A 14,767-nucleotide genomic window follows, 5' to 3' on the forward strand; every position below is an offset into this window, starting at 1 on the left:
GGATGCGCGGCCTTTTTGCGTTCAGGTCTGATGACTCAGACCCTTTGATGTTGGCAGAACATCAGGGCACCGGGGTGAGCTCGGTGCGCAGGTTGTACTTGCCGTACTCGACGGAGGTGTTGCCGTAGACCTCCAGGGTGTAGGTGCCCGGGGCGATGTCGAACTCAGTGAAGCTCTCGCTGTAGGTTTGCAGCGAGTCGGTGGTGCGCACGCGCTCGCCAGCCGCATCAAGGAGCGCGACGTTGAGGTCACCCAGGGGGTAGTGCGAGACGAGGGTGACGGTGAGGTCACCGGTCTCGGGGACTTCGACCTGGTAGAAGTCGGAGTGGTTCGTGATTCCGAAGACGCCCCGTTCCCCGCAGAGGATGGCGTCGACGGAGTCGGTGGGGGCGATGCTCACCGCGGTGGAGGTGCTGTGGTTGGGCGCGAAGATGTCGTCGGCCGGGCAGCTCAGCTCCAGGTTGGCCGGGCAGGTGACCTCGGCGCGGAAGCCGTAGGTGTTGGTGGCATCGTTCCAGCCGTCGACTTTGATCATGTAGGCGCCGGATTGGGTGGCGACGTAGCTGAGGGCTTCGTTGTCGGTCGATGACAAACTAAATACCAGACTGCTGGTGGCCGTGGAGTTAGGAGCGTAAAGGCGCAGATCCAGATCGCCGGCTTCGTGGTTGAAGGTGAGGTCGACATCCAGCGTGCAGCCTTCCTGCACGTAGACCTCGTACCAGTCGTCGGTACCGGCCACACAGAGGGCGGCGTCGAGGTAGGCCAGGGGACCTTCGAGCGCGTAGCTTGCGAGGTGGTTGTCGTTGGGCTCGAAGATGTCGTCGGTGGGGCAGCTCGGGGCGGCCGGGCAGCTGATGGCGTCGGCGGTGAGGGTGTAGGCGGTGCTGGCGTCCTGGTAAGGCTCCACGCTCAGGTAGTAGCGGCTGGTGGAGGCCGAGCCGGTGACGTCTTCAGGGAAGTTGCCGCCGGAGGCGCTCTTCGTGAGGCGCTTGTTCTGGGTGCTGAGCTCCAGGTCGATGTCCTGGCTGGATGTGAAGCCCGACCCGGTGATGATGAGGTCGGCGTCGATGGAGCAACCGACCGCGACGTCGATGGTGAAGTGATCGACGTCGCCGGCGCAGATGGCGGCGTCGTAGCTCACGCCGGCGGTCAGGGCGGTGGCCTGGGCGAAGGTGTCGTTGGGTTCGCCATTGTCGGCATCGGCGCAGATGGGACCGCAGCCGCTGGTGTCGAAGTTACAGGCGCTGGTGCAGCTCAGCGTGCCCGCGCCAAAGCCCAGCGAGGTGCAGGACTCGCCGCCGAGGTCGGCACCGTCGCAAGATTCGGAGGACTGGTTGACTTCGGCGTCGCCGCAGACCGGGTTCATGGTGCATGCGGAGGTGTCAAAGCCACAGGAGGTGTTGCAGCTCAAGGAGCCGCCGTCGAAGCCCTGCGTGATGCAGGTTTCGCCATTGAGGTCGATGCCGTCGCACGCTTCGGAGGACTGGTTGACTTCGGCGTCGCCGCAGACGGCGTCGATGGTGCATGCGGAGGTGTCGAAACCACAGGAGGTGTTGCAGCTCAAGGAGCCGCCGTCGAAGCCCTGGGTGATGCAGGTCTCGCCGTTGAGGTCTGCGCCGTCGCACTCTTCGGAGGACTGGTTGACTTCGGCGTCGCCGCAGACCGGGTTCATGGTGCAGGCAGAGGTGTCGAAGCCGCAGGTGTCGGAGCAGCCGAGGGTGCCGCCATCAAAGCCCTGAGTGATGCAGGTTTCGCCAGCGAGGTCAGCGCCGTCGCAGGCTTCTTCGTCGGTGTTGACGGCGTCATCACCGCAGACCGGGTCGATGGTGCATGCGGAGGTGTCGAAGCCGCAGGTGTCGGAGCAGCCGAGGATGCCGCCATCAAAGCCCTGAGTGATGCAGGTCTCACCGTTGAGGTCTGCGCCGTCGCAGGTTTCGTCGTCGGTGTTGACTTCGTCGTCGCCGCAGATGGGGTCGAAGAAGCAGCCGGAGGTGTCGAAGCCGCAGCTCTCGGAGCAACCGAGCTCGCCGCCGTCGAAGCCCTGGGTGATGCAGGTCTCTTCGCCGAGGTCTGCGCCGTCGCAGGCTTCGGTTTCTTGATTGAGTTCGTCGTCGCCGCATGTTTTGGGGACTTCGTTAAAACACGCGGTGGTGTCGATCTCGCAGGAAGTGGAGCAGCCGAGTTCGCCGCCGTCGAAGCCCTGGGTGGTGCAGGTTTCGCCGCCGAAGTCGGAGCCGTCGCAGGCCTCTTCGCCCTCCATGAGGTCATCGCCGCAGGTGGGGCCGGGATCGATGTCGGTATCTTCTCCGGCGTCGTCAACCGGATCGGTGTCCGCGTCGGCATCTTCACCGGGGTCGGTGTCTTCGCCGGCGTCGGTCTCGTCGATGATGTCGGTGTCGATGTCGGGGCGGACGTCGTCATCGGTGCCGCAGGCGCTCAGGGCCAGGGCGAAGAAGATGGCGAGCATCGAGAGGCCCAGGGGCTTGCGCGGCGACGATGTGTGAGGGAGGTTGGGGTGCATACAATACTCCAGCAGCGGGCGTACGGAGGTTCCAGGTCAAGTGCCGATTTGCTCATGTTTTCAGCCGCTTAGATGGCGGTTGAGCGTCGGCGGTGGCGAGAAAGGCGGGCACCTTTTCATATTTTTTTATCGATGTCCAATGTGTGGCCATGTAGGGCCAAAACGGTGGTGTGGTGAGCGATGACGAGGAGAGATGCGATGGAGACTCAGCAACCGGAAGATACTAAAAAGACGTTGAAGATCGTGCTGATCGTGCTGGGCGTGACCGCAGTGTTGAGCCTGCTGTGCTGCGGCGGGGCGGCTTTTCTGGGGGTGGGGGCGTTCAACGAGCTGGCCGATATGGAAAAGGCCTACTACCCGGAGTGCGAGGGCCTTGAGGACGATAAGGCGTGCGCGAGCTGCTGCCGGGAGCGCGGCCACAGCGGGCACGCCTATGGCGACTGGATCAATGAGGAGGGCAAGATCTGCGGGTGTCTGGGCGATGGGAAGCCCGACGGGGTGGCGCCAATGGGAGAGGGGGGCGCGGCGGGGGAGTGAGGGGAGGTTGTGACGTATGAAAAAGCCGGCGCCCTGTGAGGGGCGCCGGCTTTTTCGGGTGTAGATAACGCGCGCCGCCCGGGTGGGGGGCAGCGCTGACAGCGTGTCAGCAGGACAGATTTTGCAGGTCAATCTCGTAGTGAATCTCGTATTGATCGGCGAGCAAATATTGCATGGCGATGGCGAGGGTTTCCGGCCGTGGGTTTGGAGAAGCGGCCGGGGAAATCGTGATGGTATGGGTCGCCTGGTCGGGGAAATCTATTGTGAGAAAATTGCCGCTGACGGTCGCCAGGGTGACCATGGGAAAGTCGGTGGTGGGTGAGAAGGTCAGAACAAGGTCGGCGGAACAGTTTTCGGGGACGTTAAAGGTAAAGACCTCAACCTCGTCGCCTCCGCAGAAGGCGTCTTGAACGGGGAAGTCTCCCGAAGCGATAGCGACGGCTTGATCGATGGAGTTGTTGGGTTCGGGGCCTTCAAACGCGGCGCAGTCGATAGGAGGGGGGAGCAGGACGCAGTTGGACGTGTCGATCGCGTCGCAGGTGTCGCTGCAGGTGAGCCAACCTTCATCAAACCCCTGAGTTTCGCAGGATTCGCCGTCGAACGCCTGAAGGTCGCAGATCTCGGAGGGCTGGTTAACTTCTCCGTCGCCGCAGTAGGGGTTGGTGATGCACTCCGATTGGTCGAGCTCGCAGTTGGTCGTGCAACTGAGTTCGCCTCCATCCCATCCGAGAGAGACACAGGTCTCGCCAGCGAAGTCACTGCCGTCGCAGTCCTCGCCAGGCTGGTTAACGCTATCGTCGCCGCAGACGGGGTCTCGGGTACAGCCCGAGGTATCAAGGGTGCAGGTCTCGGAACAGCCAAGCTCGCCGCCATCGAATCCGAGTGAGGCGCACGTCAGGTCGCCCAGGGCTGTGCCGTCGCAGACTTCGCCGGCGGCGTTGATGAGGTTGTCGCCGCAGAAGGGATCTTCGTCGGGCGGGTCGGTGTCAGCAGCGTCGGTGTCGGTGTCTGCGTCTACGCCGGGAGCGGTGTCCGCAGTATCGGCGTCGTTGCCGGCGTCTGTGCCGGGGTCGGTGTCCGCAGTGTCGGCGTCTGTGTTGGGATCGGCGTCGCTGACGTTGCCTGTGTCGGAGGTATCGGAGGCCGGGAGGTCGTCGCCACTGCATGCAGCAAGGGATAGTGTCAGTAAACAGACGAGTGAGATGCGGGTGCTGCGAGTGAGGTTATGAGCGTGCAAGCCAAACATAGAGAGGCTCCATCAAGAGTGATCGATGCGGTGCGATGTGAATTCCTTGCGGTGTGTGGTTGTGACGTCGGGACGGCAGCACATATTCACAAAAGAGTTGAGTTCGGCTCAGTCGTTAGAAAGAGCATGTCGGGATGAGCGCGTATTGTGCCGTGAGAGCGCGTTGGCGTCGCGTTGGTCTGCGGCATCGCGAGCATCGCGTGTATCGTTGCGAAGCTGTGGGGATGAACGCCTCGCCATAAGTGTTGCGCCTTGCCCGCGTTCCTTTCGAGCTCGTAGCCAGTGGCATCACCATCTGCTCACGGTGTCGTAAAGACGCTGGTGAGGGGGGAGATGAGACCATGAAAAAAGCCGGCGCCCTGTGAGGGGCGCCGGCTTTTTTCATGGTGCGGATAATGCGCACCGCCCGGGTGGGGTGGTGCGTGGGTGTGGCCTTACTGGAAGGAGGTCTCCAGGTTGTAGGCGCCGTTTCCGTAGCCGAGGACCTCCAGGTAGTAGGTGCCGGGGGTGACGCTGGCGCTGACGTTCTCTTCATCGACATCGGAAGCGAGTGAGATGTCCAGCGAGGAGAGGGCGCTGTCGAAGAGGGTCAGGTCGAGATCTCCGATCTCGTTGAGGAAGGAGAGGGTGGCGGTGAGGGTGCCGCTGGAGAAGACTTCGATGCGGTAGAAGTCCGAGCTGAAGGGCTCGTCATCGGCTCGGCAGATGACGCCATCAATGGCGTTGTTGGGGAGGATGGCGATGGCGCTGGAAGAGGAGGCGTTGGGCGCGAAGACGTCGTCGGCCGGGCAGCTGAGGCGGTCGACGGGGTCGGCGCAGGTGATGGTGTTGCGCAGGCGGTAGGTGTTGGTGGCGCCGTTGTAGCCGCTGACGGCCAGGCGGTAGACGCCACCGTCGGTGACGACGCCGGTGGAGACGAGCTCGGTGTCGGTGGCGCCGGTGCTGGAGGTGTCGAGGGAGCCTGCGGTGTTGTAGAGGAAAAGATCGAGGTCGCCGTCGGCGTGGGTGAACTCCAGGGTGCTGTCGAGCTTGCAACCTTCCGGGACGAAGATCTTGTAGAAGTCGTCGTCGGGGGTGCAGATGGCGCCGTCGAGGATGGCCGAGGGGCCTTCGAGGGCGTAGGCAGTATCAAGGGTGGTGTTGCCGACAAAGGCGTCGTCGGTGGGGCAGGTGGGGGCGTCGGCGCAGGTGATGTCCAGGACATCGGTGGCCAGCGTGTAGGCGCCGGTCGCGCCGCCGAAGGGCTCCACGCGCAGGTAGTAGGAGCTGGTGTTGGCGCCGCCCTGCACCGCGTCGACCTGGCCGGAGCCGCTCTGGCTGCTGTCGAGCTGGCGGGTGGCGGTGCTCAGGGTCAGATCGAAGTCCTGGCCGCTCTCCGGCTGCATCTGCGCGGTGACCTGGCAGCCCAGGGGCAGGCTGATGGTGTAGTAGTCAACATCGTCGCTGCAGATCGAGGCGTCGAGGATGGTGCGGAAGTCGATGGGGGTAGAGGTCGCCAGGGTGTCGTTGCTCTCGTAGCGGTCGTCGGCCGGGCAGACGGCCACCGGATCGCAGACGACGTTCTGGAAGTCGATTTCGTAGCTGTTTTCGCTGCCTTCGCGGGCGAAGAGCACCGCGTAGAAGCCGGTGGTGCGCGGGTCGCCATTGACGGAGGTGGCGGTGCTCAAGGTTTTGGTGGTGGCGTCGGACTCGTCGAAGGAAAGCAGTTCGCCGTAGACGTTGTAGAGGTAGACGTCGTGAACGTCGTCGCCTTCTCCGAAGGTGAAGACGACGTCGGCATTGCACTCGACGGTGGCGTTGAAGGTGTAGACGTCGACCTCGTCGCTTCCGCAGATGGCGTCCTGGACGGGCAGGTTGCTCATGTCGACGGAGGTGGCGGTCTCAAGGGTGTCGTTGGATTCAGGGCCCTCGAAGTCGGCGCAAACAAAGGGCGTGCTGGTGCAAGCGGAGGTGTCGAAGCCGCAGGTGTCGGAGCAGGCGAGTGTGCCGCCGTCGAATCCGAGGCTTTCGCAGGTCTGGCCGCCGAGGTCGGTGCCGTCGCAGACTTCTTCGTCGGTGTTGACGGTGTCGTCGCCGCAGACGGGGTTGGTGGTGCATGCGGAGGTGTCGACGTCGCAGGTCTCGGAGCAGCCGAGGGTGCCGCCGTCGAAGCCGAGGCTTTCGCAGGTCTGGCCGCCGAAGTCGGCGCCGTCGCAGACTTCTTCGTCGGTGTTGACGGTGTCGTCGCCGCAGACGGGGTTGGTGGTGCAAGCGGAGGTGTCAAAGCCGCAGGTGTCGGAGCATCCGAGGGTGCCGCCGTCGAAGCCGAGGCTTTCGCAGGTCTGGCCGCCGAGGTCGGCGCCGTCGCAGACTTCTTCGTCGGTGTTGACGGTGTCGTCGCCGCAGACGGGGTTGGTGGTGCATGCGGAGGTGTCAAAGCCGCAGGTGTCGGAGCATCCGAGGGTGCCGCCGTCGAAGCCGAGGCTTTCGCAGGTTTCGCCGGCGAGGTCTGTGCCGTCGCAGGCTTCTTCATCGGTGTTGACGGCGTCGTCGCCGCAGACGGGGTCGATGGTGCAAGCGGAGGTGTCGAGACCGCAGGTGTCGGAGCAGCCGAGGGTGCCGCCGTCGAAGCCGAGCGTTTCGCAGGTCTCGTCGGCGAGGTCGGAGCCGTCGCAGGCTTCTTCATCGGTGTTGACGGCGTCGTCGCCGCAGACGGGGTCGATGGTGCAAGCGGAGGTGTCGAAACCGCAGGTGTCGGAGCAGCCGAGGGTGCCGCCGTCGAAGCCGAGTGTTTCGCAGGTCTCGTCGGCGAGGTCAGCGCCGTCGCACTCTTCTTCGTCGGTATTGGCGATGTCGTCGCCGCAGAAGGGATCTTCTGCGTCGGGATCTTCTGCGTCAGGATCTTCTGCGTCGGGATCTTCTGCGTCGGGATCTTCTGCGTCGGGATCTTCTGCGTCGGGATCTTCTGCGTCGGGATCTTCTGCGTCGGGATCTGCTGCGTCGGGATCTTCTGCGTCGGGATCTTCTGCGTCGGGATCTTGCGTGTCGGTGCCCGTGTCGCCGGCGTCGGTCTCGATGTCGGTGTCGGGGTTGGTGTTGGCGGGGACGTCGTCGGTGCCGCAGGCAGCCAGGGTGAAGATGAGGCTGAGCGCGAGCAGGGCGCGGCCGAGGCGTGTGGTAGACGGGATTAAGGTGGGGTTCATGGGGACTCCGGCGGGCAGAGAGGGCCCGCATCGCTATTCAGGTTAGCCGGCGCGCAAGAACAGGTGCGCGTCAGGGGGGCAAAAATCGCCTGGAAAAGTGGCGGTAAGCTGCCATACGCGTTGAGAAAAGTCCAACGGGGTATGTGCCTGTAGGCGGGTTGCTGTGGTGAGGGGGCGGCTTAGGTTTAATGCGGTTAGCTGTTTAAGTGTCTGATCAATGGGGGGGCATGTGTCAGAACCACCGGAGCGCATTGTCGAGTCAGCGGGCGAGGAGATGTATCAGTGGGCCAGGCAGCTCTACCCGCTCTGCCGGAGTTTGACCGGGGAGGGGACGCGCCAGACGCTGAGATATCTTCAAAACATGTTGCCGGGGATGCAGCTGGTGGAGGTTCCCAGCGGAACGCGGGCGTTTGACTGGGAGGTGCCGCCGGAGTGGAACATTCGCGGGGGATTTATTGCCGATGCCCGGGGGCGGGTGCTGGTGGATTTTGCCGATCATAACCTGCACGTGGTGGGGTATTCGGAGCCGGTGGATCGGTGGATGAGCCGCGAGGAGTTGGAGGGACATCTCTATTCAATTGCGTCGCAGCCTGATGCGATCCCTTATGTGACCTCGTTTTATGAGCGGCGCTGGGGGTTTTGCTTGACGCATCGTCAGCGCCAGGCGTTGGGGGAGGGGCCCTTTCATGTGGTGATCGACAGCACGCTGGAGGCGGGGAGTCTGACCTACGGGGAGCTTCTGATCGAGGGGGAGTCGCGGCGAGAGGTGCTGCTCTCGACTTATGTGTGCCACCCATCGATGGCGAATAACGAGCTCTCGGGTCCGGTGGTGACGGCGGCGCTGGCGAGGTGGTTGCTCTCCGAGCGGCGTCAGCTGAGCTACCGGGTGGTGTTTGTGCCGGAGACGATCGGTTCGATTGTGTACTTGAGTCGGCATGCCGAGGAGATGCGGCGGCGCACGATCGCCGGTTTTGTGGTGACGTGTGTGGGCGATGAGCGCACCTATTCGTATCTGCCCAGCCGTCGGGGCGATACGCTGGCCGACCGGGTGGCGCGGCATGTGCTCAAGCATCACGCCGGGCATTTTGACGCCTACAGTTTTCTGGATCGGGGGAGCGATGAGCGGCAGTACGGCGCGGTGGGCATCGACCTGCCGGTGGCGCTGATGATGCGCTCGAAGTTTCACACCTACCCGGAGTACCACACCTCGCTCGACGATCTTTCGGTGATCTCGGCCAAGGGGTTGGAGGGAGCCTACCAGGCGCATCAACGCGCGATTGAGGTGCTGGAGCATAACGCGCGCTGGCGCACCACGGTGCTGTGTGAGCCGCAGCTGGGCAGGCGCGGGTTGCACCCGACGTTGAGCACGCGGGACGGGGGGCGTCGCGACCGGCGGGTCAAAGCGATGCGCAACCTGCTGGCGTATGCCGACGGGAGCCTCGATCTGGTGGGGCTGGCCGAAGCGGTGGAGTTGCCGGCGTGGGAGTGCGTGCCGCTCTTGCAGACCCTGGAGCGGGAGGGGCTGCTGGTGAGGGTGTGCGAGGGGGACGGGGAGGGGAGTAGGGGGAGAGAGGCGTTTGGGGAGTGAGGGCTTGTGGCGGGGTGGGGGCTCGTGCTGGGGCTGGCGCTCGAGGTCGACCTCGAACTGGTATTTGATTTTGATTTTGATCTGGTACTCGTACTCGTACTCGTACTCGTACTCGAGCTGGTGCTGGTACTCGATCTGGTACTCGACCTCGACCTCGACCTCGACCTCGACCTCGACCTCGACCTCGACCTCGACCTCGACCTCGACCTCGATCTGGTACTCGACCTCGACCTCGACCTCGACCTCGACCTCGACCTCGACCTCGACCTCGACCTCGACCTCGACTTCGACCTCGGGCTCGACCTCGATCTCGGCCTTGTGTTCGGAGCGACTTCGGGTGCGTGGTGGAGGTTTTTTTATTCGGGGGTGGTGAGGAGGGCGACGAGGGAGGCGATGGTGGTGAGGGAGGCCGGGTCGACCTGGAGAAGATCAATGGGAGTGCCGCTGCGATCTTGTAGTGTGCTGAGGAGTTCGAGGAAGGCGATGGAGTCGAGGATGCCGGCGTCAATCAGGTCGAGCTGATCGTGGGGCGTCTGGCCGGCGCGGGTCAGGGGGGCGTGGAGAAGATCCAGGATAAGCTGGCGAGCCTGAGGGGGTTGCATCAGAGGCCTCCGGGAGAGAGGGAGCCGTCGGTGCCGCTGTGGGTGACGAGCGCCCAGGGGTTGGCCTCCAGGAGCGCGATGGCGGTGTTGACGAAGTCGCGGCTGGAGACGCTGGTGAGGTGCGCGGCGCCGAGGCGGTGCTGGTGAAGTTGGCGGTTGTGGGTGAGGGCGGCGGTGAGCGGGGTGATGTTGGCCTGCAGGCCTAAGGAGAGGTCGCGGGCGTACATCTTGTAGGTGCGCATGCGGGCGACGCCCGCGCTGCGGTATGGCGAGCAAAACGACTTCCAGGCGCGGTAGGGGACGCCCACGCGCTCCTCGGCCCAGTGGACCAGGCTGACGCGCTCCAGGCCGCAGCCCAGGGTGAGGATCTGAGCGTCGTACTCGATGAGGGTGTCGAAGCTGCCGCCGCGCTCAAAGGCGCCGGCGGTGTCGGGGGCGGTCAGCGCGGCGGCCAGGGGGCCGACCGCGGCGATCGATTGCATGGGGTGCGCCGAGCGACGCGCGTGAGGGAGCGTGCGCACAAACTCCGCCAGTGCGCCCATCTGCCGGGAGGGTGTAGAGGTGCGGTCGAAGAGCTCGCCGCGGCAGAAGCCGAAGTTGAAGGTGGGCACGGCGATGGTGGCCTGAGGGCCGAGATGTTCGCGCAGCGTCTCGTAGATCAGCTCGGGGATGGCCGCCGGGGTGGCGCCCTGGAGCAGGCCGAGCTGGAAGAGGGAGCTGTGCACAAAGACGAGGCGCGGGGGCTCTTTATGAAGGGTGCGCAGCGCGCGCAGAAGATCGGTGAGGGCGTAGGTGGCCATATCAGCGCTCCAGAGATTTGAGGTAGAGGGCCAGGGCGCGGCGGTCGAGTTTGCCGTTGGAGTTGATTGGCAGGGTGGGGAGCGCCACGAAACGCTCGGGGACCATATAGGGGGGGAGCTCGTCTTCGAGGCGGCGGCGCAGGGCCTGCTCCTCGGAGGGGGTGAGCTCGCTGGCGTGCGCAAAGAGGGCCACGAGGTGGTCGGGGGGCTCCGGAGGCGGGGGCCAGGGGAGGCTTGCGAGCTGGCTGTGGCCGAGCGCGCGGGAGAGGGCGGCCTCGACCTCGGCGGGCTCCACGCGGTGGCCGCGCAGTTTGAGCTGGTCGTCGACGCGGCCGATGAAGTGCAGGAGGCCGCCGGGCTCGGCGATGACGCGGTCGCCGGTGCGGTAGAAGGCGCGGGTGGGGTCGGCGGCGTTGTGGGCGAAGGCCAGAGCGGTGCGCTCGGCGTCTTCCCAGTAGCCGGAGAAGACCTGGGGGCCGCGCAGCCAGAGCTCTCCGGGCTCACCCGAAGGTAAAGGGGTGCCGGAGGGGTCGACGACGACGGCCTCATGGTCGGGGAAGGGCCGGCCGAGCGGAGCGAGGCCGTCGGTGGCCTCAAGCGCGGCCCCGTCGAGGGGGTGAGCGCAGATGGCGATGGTGGCCTCGGTGGGGCCGTAGAGGTTGAAGAGGTTGGCCTGCGGGGCGGCCCGGGCAAAGGCGCGGGCGGTAGCTAAAGGCAGGGCTTCGCCGCAGAAGAGCACGGTGCTCAGCGTGTCGAGGGCGCCCTCGCGGAGCTGCCCGTGACGCGCCATGGCCGCGGCCAGGGTGGGCACACAGAAGAAGCGGGTGAGGCGGTGATGCAGGATAAAGCGCCCCGGTGAGAGGCGGTCGCGGCGAGTGAGCGGGTAGAGGGTGGCGCCGGCGCTGAAGGTGGTCAGAAGATCGTGGATGGAGAGGTCGAAGGTCAGATCGAAGGTGCGTGAGACGCGGTCTTCGGGGCTGAGCGGCCAGGCCTGGGAGGCATGCTCCAGGTAGGCGCGGGCGTTGGCGTGGGTGATGGGCACGCCCTTGGGCTCTCCGGTGCTGCCGGAGGTGAAGAGCAGGTAGGCCAGCTCCCCGGCCTCGGTGTGGCGCCAGGCGTCGGGGAGGGGGGCGTCGGGGAGGGGGACGTCGGGGAGGTCGCCCTTAAACATAAAATGATGGCGGGGGTGGGCGGCGACCAGGGTGGCCTGGGCGTCGAGCTCGGGCATCACCACGGTGAGCGGGCGCGGGGCCAGGGTGAGAAAGGCGTCGAGGTCGTCGAGCGCATCAGGGCCGACGACGAGGGTGTGCAGGCGGGCGCGGCGGGTGATGTCCAGGCGGCGGTTGAGGGGGTGATGCGGGTTGAGTGGGGTGTAGGCCGCGCCGGCGGCCCAGCTCGCGAGGATGCCTGTGTGAGCGCTCAAGCTCGATTCGCCGGCGATGCCAACGACACCGGGGCCTTCGGAGGGCGCGGCGCTTAAGATGGCGCAGGCGATGCGGCTCAGCTCCGCGAGGAGCTCGCCATAACTCCATTGCGACTCGCCGAGGACGAGCGCGGGGTGATCGGGCGCAGCGGTGGCGGTGCGGATAATGGATTCGATGATCGACGGCATCTTCCCCCCCGGGGTGATGGGTGTGGTGCGGTGGCGAGGTTAAAGGTGGGCATCGGAAGGGATGTGTCGAGGGGAAAGTGCCGAGCGCCCCAGGACTCCGCTAGCTGCGTCGTCAGGGATTCGCGGTAGCGCTGCTACAGCTTCATCCCTGCCTCCTTGCTATCGAAGCCCTGGATGCGCTCGGGTTGGGGGGCGTGCGGGATGTGGTTAGGTGGTTGTGTGGTTGGGTGGTTGTGGGGCGCTCGGGTTTGCGGGGTGGGGAGGTTCGTGAGGGCGTCTGGGTGGGGTGCGGTTTGTGGTTGGGTGGTTGGGTGGTTGGGTGGTTGGGTGGTTGTGGGGCGCTCGGGTTTGCGGGGTGGGGAGGTTCGTGAGGGCGTCTGGGTGGGGTGCGGTTTGTGGTTGGGTGGTTGGGTGGTTGGGTGGTTGGGTGGTTGTGGGGCGCTCGGGTTTGCGGGGTGGGGAGGTTCGTGAGGGCGTCTGGGTGGGGTGCGGTTTGTGGTTGTGTGGTTGGGTGGTCAGGTGGTTGTGGGGCGCTCGGGTTTGCGGGGTGGGGAGGTTCGTGAGGACCGCCGGGGTTTGCGTTTGCCGGGCGTCTGGCGACCCCGTCGACGCCCTCGCCAGCCGGGAGTGTAAGACTTTCTGTGTACGGCGTGTTCTAATCCAAAGCTGGTCAATTTTTGGAGTTGGTCATGACGAAGAAACGCCGTGGCGGTCGCCGAAGAACTGCTGATGAACGGATGCTCCCCGAAGCGCTTGAGGAGTTGTTAAGGCCGATGGCCCGTGAGGCTGCCAGAGAGCAGATGACGCTGGGTCAGGTCGTGAGCTCTTCGCCGATGTCAGAGCTGTTGGGAAGGTTCGTGGAGCTCATGTTGGAGGCCGAGCAGGAGCATCATCTGGGCTACGGACGGGGGGAGCGCGAGAGTGAGGCTCTGCGCTTTGGCAACCGGCGAAATGGTTATGGAAGCAAGGTCTTAAAAACGCAATTTGGGGAGGTGCCCATCTCGGTGCCGCGGGACCGGGAAGGCAGTTTTTTGCCCCGGGTTGTGCCCAAGCACGGGCAGCTCAGCGAGACTATCGCCGGGCAGATTCTCTCACTTTACACCAGTGGTATGTCGCAGCGAGACATTCACCGTCATGTTGAGGAACTCTACAATATCGAGGTCGACGACGGCCTGGTGAGCCGGGTGGTGGCCAGGGTTGAGCCGGAGCTTATTGCGTGGCGAAACCGTCCTTTGGAGGCAGTCTGGCCCTGTATTTTTGTCGACGCCCTCTATGTAAATACACGCCACGAGAGCGGGGTTGAGCGCACCGCGGTCTACACGGCAGTAGGTTACAACTGCGAGGGAATCCGCCAGATTCTCGGGGTCTGGATGGCCGGCGAAGGGCAGAAATCGGAGAGCGCGAGCTTCTGGCATCAAGTGTTGCTCGACCTGAAGCGGCGAGGAGTGGAGGACATTTTCATCCTCTGCGCCGACGGCCTCAGCGGGATGGAGCAGGCCGTGGCCACGAATTTCCCGCAGACTCGCTTCCAGCGTTGCGTGGTGCATCTGATTCGCAACAGCATGCGCTATGTGCCCAGCAAACTACGCCAGGAGGCCTCCGCCGATGTACGCGCTATCTATCAGGCCGTCTCCTTCGAAGCAGCGAAGTTTGCGCTGCAACAACTCCAGGAGAAGTGGCGTCGAAAAGAGCCCCACCTCTGCGATGTGTGGAAAAATGCCCTGCCTCACCTGGAGAACTTGTGGACCTACGGCTACGCATTGCGGCGGTTGGTCTACACCACAAACATGGTCGAAAACCTCCACCGCCAGATACGCAAAGTCACCAAAACCAAGAGCAGCTTCCCCAATCACGACAGTGCTCTGCGTCTGATTACCCTGAAGCTGCGTGAGATTCACGACGGATTCAAGCTACCCCGCAGCGACTGGGCTGCCATTCGCTCTGAGCTTGAACTGACGTTTCAAGACCGTGTTCCAAACTACGTTCCGTGGGAAGGCCGCGCAGATAGTTAAGAAGAGTCGAAGGGTCGTACACGAAATTGCTTGCACACCCCGCCAGCCCCTTCGCGAGCGGCTTCTGACCCCCTCGACGCCAAGCCGAGAGGTAGGATGTGCCTTTTTTGACCCCGTCGACGTCCAGCCGAGAGGCAGGAGGTGCCTTTTTTGACCCCCTCGACGCCAAGCCGAGAGGTAGGATGTGCCTTTTTTGACCCCCTCGACGCCCCGTTTGGGGTATGTAAGGTGGTCTGATCGGGCTCGTGCTGGTACTCGACCGCGACCGCGACCGCGACCGCGACCTCGACCTCGATCTCGAACGCGACCTCGAACCGTCCAAAAGACGGACAAACCCCCTGGAGTTGTTCCGTGAACCCCGATGGCGCACACGAATCGACCCACGTCGCACACCTCGATGCCTCACAACCACCCAACCACTTAATACTGCTTGATTGATTCTTCCGATTTTGATTGCGGCCCTGGTCGAAGCCTGATCTAACGCGCTTATGGACATTTCAAACTTCACATCCTCGTGCGCAGATCTCGAATCCTTCTGCGATTTCGTCTTCGGCGACTGTTCGGGCAAGCCGCTCAGGGCCAACCTCGGGGCGTGCGTTGAGGCGCGGCTGTCGACGGCCAAACGAAAGACCCATCAGCCGGCGGGGATTCAACTGGCCGCGACGCC

10 protein-coding genes and 1 pseudogene are annotated in these 14,767 nt (G+C 64.3%); 5 read left to right on the forward strand and 6 right to left on the reverse strand.

The features are described 5' to 3' along the window. Positions 1-61 precede the first annotated feature (61 nt). The gene (locus FRC98_RS20135) at positions 62-2,521 is read right to left on the reverse strand and encodes a PPC domain-containing protein (protein WP_146983362.1); all 2,460 of its coding nucleotides are present in this window, start codon (positions 2,519-2,521) and stop codon (positions 62-64) included. 198 nt (positions 2,522-2,719) lie between these two features. On the opposite strand from FRC98_RS20135, the gene FRC98_RS20140 reads away from it, so the two are divergent. Next, a complete protein-coding gene (locus FRC98_RS20140) occupies positions 2,720-3,058 on the forward strand; it encodes a hypothetical protein (protein WP_146983364.1) in 339 nt (112 codons plus the stop codon). Positions 3,059-3,164: 106 nt separating this feature from the next. On the opposite strand, the gene FRC98_RS20145 is transcribed toward FRC98_RS20140, so the two are convergent. Then, positions 3,165-4,304 (reverse strand): hypothetical protein, encoded by a 1,140-nt coding sequence (locus FRC98_RS20145; protein WP_146983365.1) that lies wholly within the window; start codon positions 4,302-4,304, stop codon positions 3,165-3,167. A 434-nt stretch (positions 4,305-4,738) separates the two neighbouring features. Next, positions 4,739-7,486, reverse strand: a complete 2,748-nt coding sequence (locus FRC98_RS21875) for a pre-peptidase C-terminal domain-containing protein (protein ID WP_230467851.1) — start codon at positions 7,484-7,486, stop codon at positions 4,739-4,741. A gap of 274 nt (positions 7,487-7,760) precedes the next feature. Between FRC98_RS21875 and FRC98_RS20155 the strand changes: the two genes are divergently transcribed. Further along, positions 7,761-9,074 (forward strand): DUF4910 domain-containing protein, encoded by a 1,314-nt coding sequence (locus FRC98_RS20155; RefSeq protein WP_146983367.1) that lies wholly within the window; start codon positions 7,761-7,763, stop codon positions 9,072-9,074. A 64-nt stretch (positions 9,075-9,138) separates the two neighbouring features. After that, positions 9,139-9,447: a hypothetical protein gene (locus FRC98_RS22260; protein ID WP_370469243.1), complete on the forward strand. Its 309-nt coding sequence runs from the start codon at positions 9,139-9,141 to the stop codon at positions 9,445-9,447. Here FRC98_RS22260 and FRC98_RS22265 read toward each other — a convergent pair. From FRC98_RS22265 to FRC98_RS20175, 3 genes are read right to left on the reverse strand one after another with little or no spacing between them, the layout of a single operon-like run. Beyond that, positions 9,431-9,676, reverse strand: a complete 246-nt coding sequence (locus FRC98_RS22265) for a phosphopantetheine-binding protein (RefSeq protein ID WP_146983368.1) — start codon at positions 9,674-9,676, stop codon at positions 9,431-9,433. The two genes, FRC98_RS22260 and FRC98_RS22265, sit on opposite strands and share 17 nt — an antisense overlap. Further along, positions 9,676-10,476, reverse strand: a complete 801-nt coding sequence (locus FRC98_RS20170; protein WP_146983370.1) for an AAC(3) family N-acetyltransferase — start codon at positions 10,474-10,476, stop codon at positions 9,676-9,678. The genes FRC98_RS22265 and FRC98_RS20170 overlap by 1 nt, the downstream gene beginning before the upstream one ends. A 1-nt stretch (position 10,477) precedes the next feature. Beyond that, positions 10,478-12,088 carry an amino acid adenylation domain-containing protein gene (locus FRC98_RS20175; protein WP_146983371.1) on the reverse strand — a complete coding sequence of 537 codons (1,611 nt, stop codon included), beginning with the start codon at positions 12,086-12,088 and terminating at the stop codon, positions 10,478-10,480. Between the two features lie 689 nt (positions 12,089-12,777). On the opposite strand from FRC98_RS20175, the gene FRC98_RS20180 reads away from it, so the two are divergent. After that, positions 12,778-14,100 (forward strand): IS256 family transposase, encoded by a 1,323-nt coding sequence (locus tag FRC98_RS20180; RefSeq protein WP_146983373.1) that lies wholly within the window; start codon positions 12,778-12,780, stop codon positions 14,098-14,100. 488 nt (positions 14,101-14,588) lie between these two features. After that, positions 14,589-14,767, forward strand: a pseudogene (locus tag FRC98_RS22310) (IS701 family transposase); the annotation flags it as partial.

Origin of the sequence: Lujinxingia vulgaris (genome assembly GCF_007997015.1) — a bacterium.
In the GTDB taxonomy this organism is placed as follows: domain Bacteria; phylum Myxococcota_A; class Bradymonadia; order Bradymonadales; family Bradymonadaceae; genus Lujinxingia; species Lujinxingia vulgaris.

Bases quoted from the DNA above. Each gene is read 5' to 3' on its own strand.
- FRC98_RS20135 (WP_146983362.1), bottom strand. From the start codon at position 2,521: ATGCACCCCAACCTCCCTCACACATCGTCGCCGCGCAAGCCCCTGGGC.
- FRC98_RS20140 (WP_146983364.1), top strand. From the start codon at position 2,720: ATGGAGACTCAGCAACCGGAAGATACTAAAAAGACGTTGAAGATCGTG.
- FRC98_RS20145 (WP_146983365.1), bottom strand. From the start codon at position 4,304: ATGTTTGGCTTGCACGCTCATAACCTCACTCGCAGCACCCGCATCTCA.
- FRC98_RS21875 (WP_230467851.1), bottom strand. From the start codon at position 7,486: ATGAACCCCACCTTAATCCCGTCTACCACACGCCTCGGCCGCGCCCTG.
- FRC98_RS20155 (WP_146983367.1), top strand. From the start codon at position 7,761: ATGTATCAGTGGGCCAGGCAGCTCTACCCGCTCTGCCGGAGTTTGACC.
- FRC98_RS22265 (WP_146983368.1), bottom strand. From the start codon at position 9,676: ATGCAACCCCCTCAGGCTCGCCAGCTTATCCTGGATCTTCTCCACGCC.
- FRC98_RS20170 (WP_146983370.1), bottom strand. From the start codon at position 10,476: ATGGCCACCTACGCCCTCACCGATCTTCTGCGCGCGCTGCGCACCCTT.
- FRC98_RS20175 (WP_146983371.1), bottom strand. From the start codon at position 12,088: ATGCCGTCGATCATCGAATCCATTATCCGCACCGCCACCGCTGCGCCC.
- FRC98_RS20180 (WP_146983373.1), top strand. From the start codon at position 12,778: ATGACGAAGAAACGCCGTGGCGGTCGCCGAAGAACTGCTGATGAACGG.